At 51.5% G+C, this 5,532-nt stretch carries 2 tRNA genes and 2 rRNA genes; all 4 read right to left on the bottom strand.

What is annotated here, in order from left to right:
- Positions 1 to 26: 26 nt before the first annotated feature.
- A 23S ribosomal RNA gene (locus PCLY_RS00020) occupies positions 27 to 2,919 on the bottom strand.
- Between the two features lie 259 nt (positions 2,920 to 3,178).
- Positions 3,179 to 3,254, bottom strand: a tRNA-Ala gene (locus tag PCLY_RS00015).
- A 22-nt stretch (positions 3,255 to 3,276) separates the two neighbouring features.
- Positions 3,277 to 3,353, bottom strand: a tRNA-Ile gene (locus PCLY_RS00010).
- 85 nt (positions 3,354 to 3,438) lie between these two features.
- Positions 3,439 to 4,975, bottom strand: a 16S ribosomal RNA gene (locus tag PCLY_RS00005).
- Together the 16S and 23S rRNA genes with 2 tRNA genes alongside form the textbook arrangement of a ribosomal RNA operon.
- Positions 4,976 to 5,532 lie beyond the last annotated feature (557 nt).

Raw genomic sequence — 5,532 nt, 5'->3', positions numbered from 1 at the left:
TTGAGGGCAGATTGTTTGGGTGTTATATGGTCAAGCCTCACGGGCAATTAGTATTGGTTAGCTCAACGCCTCACAGCGCTTACACACCCAACCTATCAACGTCGTAGTCTTCGACGGCCCTTTAGGGAGCTCAAGGCTCCAGTGAGATCTCATCTTGAGGCAAGTTTCCCGCTTAGATGCTTTCAGCGGTTATCTTTTCCGAACATAGCTACCCGGCAATGCCACTGGCGTGACAACCGGAACACCAGAGGTTCGTCCAACCCGGTCCTCTCGTACTAAGGTCAGCCCCTCTCAAATCTCAAACGTCCACGGCAGATAGGGACCGAACTGTCTCACGACGTTCTAAACCCAGCTCGCGTACCACTTTAAATGGCGAACAGCCATACCCTTGGGACCGGCTTCAGCCCCAGGATGTGATGAGCCGACATCGAGGTGCCAAACACCGCCGTCGATATGAACTCTTGGGCGGTATCAGCCTGTTATCCCCGGAGTACCTTTTATCCGTTGAGCGATGGCCCTTCCATACAGAACCACCGGATCACTAAGACCTACTTTCGTACCTGCTCGACGTGTCTGTCTCGCAGTCAAGCGCGCTTTTGCCTTTATACTCTACGACCGATTTCCGACCGGTCTGAGCGCACCTTCGTACTCCTCCGTTACTCTTTGGGAGGAGACCGCCCCAGTCAAACTACCCACCATACACTGTCCTCGATCCGGATAACGGACCAGAGTTAGAACCTCAAGGTTGCCAGGGTGGTATTTCAAGGATGGCTCCATGAGAACTGGCGTCCCCACTTCAAAGCCTCCCACCTATCCTACACAAGCAAGCTCAAAGTCCAGTGCAAAGCTATAGTAAAGGTTCACGGGGTCTTTCCGTCTAGCCGCGGATACACTGCATCTTCACAGCGATTTCAATTTCACTGAGTCTCGGGTGGAGACAGCGCCGCCATCGTTACGCCATTCGTGCAGGTCGGAACTTACCCGACAAGGAATTTCGCTACCTTAGGACCGTTATAGTTACGGCCGCCGTTTACCGGGGCTTCGATCAAGAGCTTCGCTTGCGCTAACCCCATCAATTAACCTTCCGGCACCGGGCAGGCGTCACACCCTATACGTCCACTTTCGTGTTTGCAGAGTGCTGTGTTTTTAATAAACAGTCGCAGCGGCCTGGTATCTTCGACCGGCATGGGCTTACGTAGTAAATACTTCACCCTCACCGGCGCACCTTCTCCCGAAGTTACGGTGCCATTTTGCCTAGTTCCTTCACCCGAGTTCTCTCAAGCGCCTTGGTATTCTCTACCTAACCACCTGTGTCGGTTTGGGGTACGGTTCCTAGTTACCTGAAGCTTAGAAGCTTTTCCTGGAAGCATGGCATCAACCACTTCGCATTCTAAAAGAACGCTCGTCATCAGTTCTCGGCCTTGATCTCCCGGATTTACCTAAGAAATCAGCCTACCACCTTAAACACGGACAACCAACGCCGTGCTGGCCTAGCCTTCTCCGTCCCTCCATCGCAGTAACTAGAAGTACGGGAATATTAACCCGTTTCCCATCGACTACGCATTTCTGCCTCGCCTTAGGGGCCGACTAACCCTGCGTCGATTAACGTTGCGCAGGAAACCTTGGTCTTTCGGCGTGCGAGTTTTTCACTCGCATTGTCGTTACTCATGTCAGCATTCGCACTTCTGATACCTCCAGCAAGCTTCTCAACTCACCTTCACAGGCTTACAGAACGCTCCTCTACCGCTCATCCAAAGGATGAACCCGTAGCTTCGGTGTATGGTTTGAGCCCCGTTACATCTTCCGCGCAGGCCGACTCGACTAGTGAGCTATTACGCTTTCTTTAAAGGATGGCTGCTTCTAAGCCAACCTCCTAGCTGTCTAAGCCTTCCCACATCGTTTCCCACTTAACCATAACTTTGGGACCTTAGCTGACGGTCTGGGTTGTTTCCCTTTTCACGACGGACGTTAGCACCCGCCGTGTGTCTCCCGTGCTGACACTTGCTGGTATTCGGAGTTTGCATCGGTTTGGTAAGTCGGGATGACCCCCTAGCCGAAACAGTGCTCTACCCCCAGCAGTGATACACGAGGCGCTACCTAAATAGCTTTCGAGGAGAACCAGCTATCTCCGAGCTTGATTAGCCTTTCACTCCGATCCACAGGTCATCCGCTAACTTTTCAACGGTAGTCGGTTCGGTCCTCCAGTCAGTGTTACCTAACCTTCAACCTGCCCATGGATAGATCGCCCGGTTTCGGGTCTATACCCAGCGACTAAAGCGCCCTATTAAGACTCGCTTTCGCTACGCCTCCCCTATTCGGTTAAGCTCGCCACTGAATATAAGTCGCTGACCCATTATACAAAAGGTACGCAGTCACCCAACAAAGTAGGCTCCCACTGCTTGTACGCATACGGTTTCAGGTTCTATTTCACTCCCCTCTCCGGGGTTCTTTTCGCCTTTCCCTCACGGTACTGGTTCACTATCGGTCAGTCAGTAGTATTTAGCCTTGGAGGATGGTCCCCCCATGTTCAGACAAGGTTTCTCGTGCCCCGTCCTACTCGATTTCATTGATAAGAGCGTTTCGTGTACGGGGCTATCACCCACTACGGCGGCACTTTCCAGAGCCTTCCACTACACTCAAATCAACTTAAGGGCTAGTCCCCGTTCGCTCGCCACTACTTAGGGAATCTCGGTTGATTTCTTTTCCTCAGGGTACTTAGATGTTTCAGTTCCCCTGGTTCGCCTCTTGCACCTATGGATTCAGTACAAGATACCCGGCTTATGCCGGGTGGGTTCCCCCATTCAGAGATCTCTGGATCACAGTCTGTTTGCCGACTCCCCAAAGCTTTTCGCAGGCTACCACGTCTTTCATCGCCTCTGACTGCCAAGGCATCCACCGTATGCGCTTCTTCACTTGACCATATAACCCCAAGCAATCTGGTTACTGTCTCAATCGTGAAGACGACATTCGCCGAAAATTTGCGTCTTGAGAACTACAAATTTTACCTTGACCAGATCAATTGCCAGTGAAAGCAATTAATCAGTCACTTCTATCACATATCCAAATTTTTAAAGAACGATATTCGTACCGGTCAAAAGACCAGAAATCAGCACTCAACAGGCCAAACCTGAAGCGCTCATTTCTGAACTCTTTCTCTTGCAACGTAACGCGTAGAGAGTGGTGGAGCCAAGCGGGATCGAACCGCTGACCTCCTGCGTGCAAGGCAGGCGCTCTCCCAGCTGAGCTATGGCCCCGTATTCTTCTGCACCAAGCAATTGGTAGGTCTGGGCAGATTTGAACTGCCGACCTCACCCTTATCAGGGGTGCGCTCTAACCAACTGAGCTACAGACCTATAACAGGGTCGCGTTACAGCATCGTCTTCGACTATGAATCAAGCAATTCGTGTGGATACTTATGAAGAAGCTGATGTCTTCGATTAAGGAGGTGATCCAGCCGCAGGTTCCCCTACGGCTACCTTGTTACGACTTCACCCCAGTCATGAATCACTCCGTGGTAACCGTCCCCCCGAAGGTTAGACTAGCTACTTCTGGAGCAACCCACTCCCATGGTGTGACGGGCGGTGTGTACAAGGCCCGGGAACGTATTCACCGTGACATTCTGATTCACGATTACTAGCGATTCCGACTTCACGCAGTCGAGTTGCAGACTGCGATCCGGACTACGATCGGTTTTATGGGATTAGCTCCACCTCGCGGCTTGGCAACCCTTTGTACCGACCATTGTAGCACGTGTGTAGCCCTGGCCGTAAGGGCCATGATGACTTGACGTCATCCCCACCTTCCTCCGGTTTGTCACCGGCAGTCTCCTTAGAGTGCCCACCATAACGTGCTGGTAACTAAGGACAAGGGTTGCGCTCGTTACGGGACTTAACCCAACATCTCACGACACGAGCTGACGACAGCCATGCAGCACCTGTGTCTGAGTTCCCGAAGGCACCAATCCATCTCTGGAAAGTTCTCAGCATGTCAAGGCCAGGTAAGGTTCTTCGCGTTGCTTCGAATTAAACCACATGCTCCACCGCTTGTGCGGGCCCCCGTCAATTCATTTGAGTTTTAACCTTGCGGCCGTACTCCCCAGGCGGTCAACTTAATGCGTTAGCTGCGCCACTAAAATCTCAAGGATTCCAACGGCTAGTTGACATCGTTTACGGCGTGGACTACCAGGGTATCTAATCCTGTTTGCTCCCCACGCTTTCGCACCTCAGTGTCAGTATCAGTCCAGGTAGTCGCCTTCGCCACTGGTGTTCCTTCCTATATCTACGCATTTCACCGCTACACAGGAAATTCCACTACCCTCTACCGTACTCTAGCTCGCCAGTTTTGGATGCAGTTCCCAGGTTGAGCCCGGGGCTTTCACATCCAACTTAACGAACCACCTACGCGCGCTTTACGCCCAGTAATTCCGATTAACGCTTGCACCCTTCGTATTACCGCGGCTGCTGGCACGAAGTTAGCCGGTGCTTATTCTGTCGGTAACGTCAAAATTGCAGAGTATTAATCTACAACCCTTCCTCCCAACTTAAAGTGCTTTACAATCCGAAGACCTTCTTCACACACGCGGCATGGCTGGATCAGGCTTTCGCCCATTGTCCAATATTCCCCACTGCTGCCTCCCGTAGGAGTCTGGACCGTGTCTCAGTTCCAGTGTGACTGATCATCCTCTCAGACCAGTTACGGATCGTCGCCTTGGTGAGCCATTACCTCACCAACTAGCTAATCCGACCTAGGCTCATCTAATGGCGCGAGGTCCGAAGATCCCCCGCTTTCTCCCGTAGGACGTATGCGGTATTAGCGTCCGTTTCCGAACGTTATCCCCCACCACTAGGCAGATTCCTAGGCATTACTCACCCGTCCGCCGCTCTCAAGAGAAGCAAGCTCCTCTCTACCGCTCGACTTGCATGTGTTAGGCCTGCCGCCAGCGTTCAATCTGAGCCATGATCAAACTCTTCAGTTCAATACTGCTTGGGTTTTGAGAAAACCCTAAACTTGGCTCAGCAATCGCAAATAAACTCTCGAATTCACGAGTGTTACTTGTGATGCTGATAATCACTTGACTATCAGTCTTACCTCACAAGCACCCACACGAATTGCTTGATTCAGTTGTTAAAGAACAGTTGGTTAAGTCTTTCGTCTCAACCGAGGCCGCGCATTCTACAGCAGCCTTTCTTTCTGTCAAGCTGTTTTTCGAAGAATTTTTTCTTTCTACTCAACAACTTGCGCCTTCGATCAGAACTTCTTCTCTCCAGCGGGAGGCGCATTCTACAGCGTTCAAAACCGCTGTCAACCACCTCTTTCAACCGCTTTCGATCCACTCGACCGAAGCATCAACAGGACCTGACCAGCACCCTGTCGACCGGTGCGCATTCTACACACCGCCTTCAGCTTTGCAACCCCTCTTTTAAACTTAACTTATTGATTAACAAGAAGTTTTTGAAGAGCTTCATCGCTGAAGTGGCGCGCATTCTACCGCCAGCAGAATGCGCGTCAAGCTTTAATTGCAGTTTTGTTACT

Origin of the sequence: Ectopseudomonas composti (assembly GCF_001567565.1) — a bacterium.
Taxonomy (GTDB): domain Bacteria; phylum Pseudomonadota; class Gammaproteobacteria; order Pseudomonadales; family Pseudomonadaceae; genus Aquipseudomonas; species Aquipseudomonas composti_A.
Note: the sequence above shows the minus strand (reverse complement) of the source record. Positions and strands in the feature narration are given on the sequence as shown.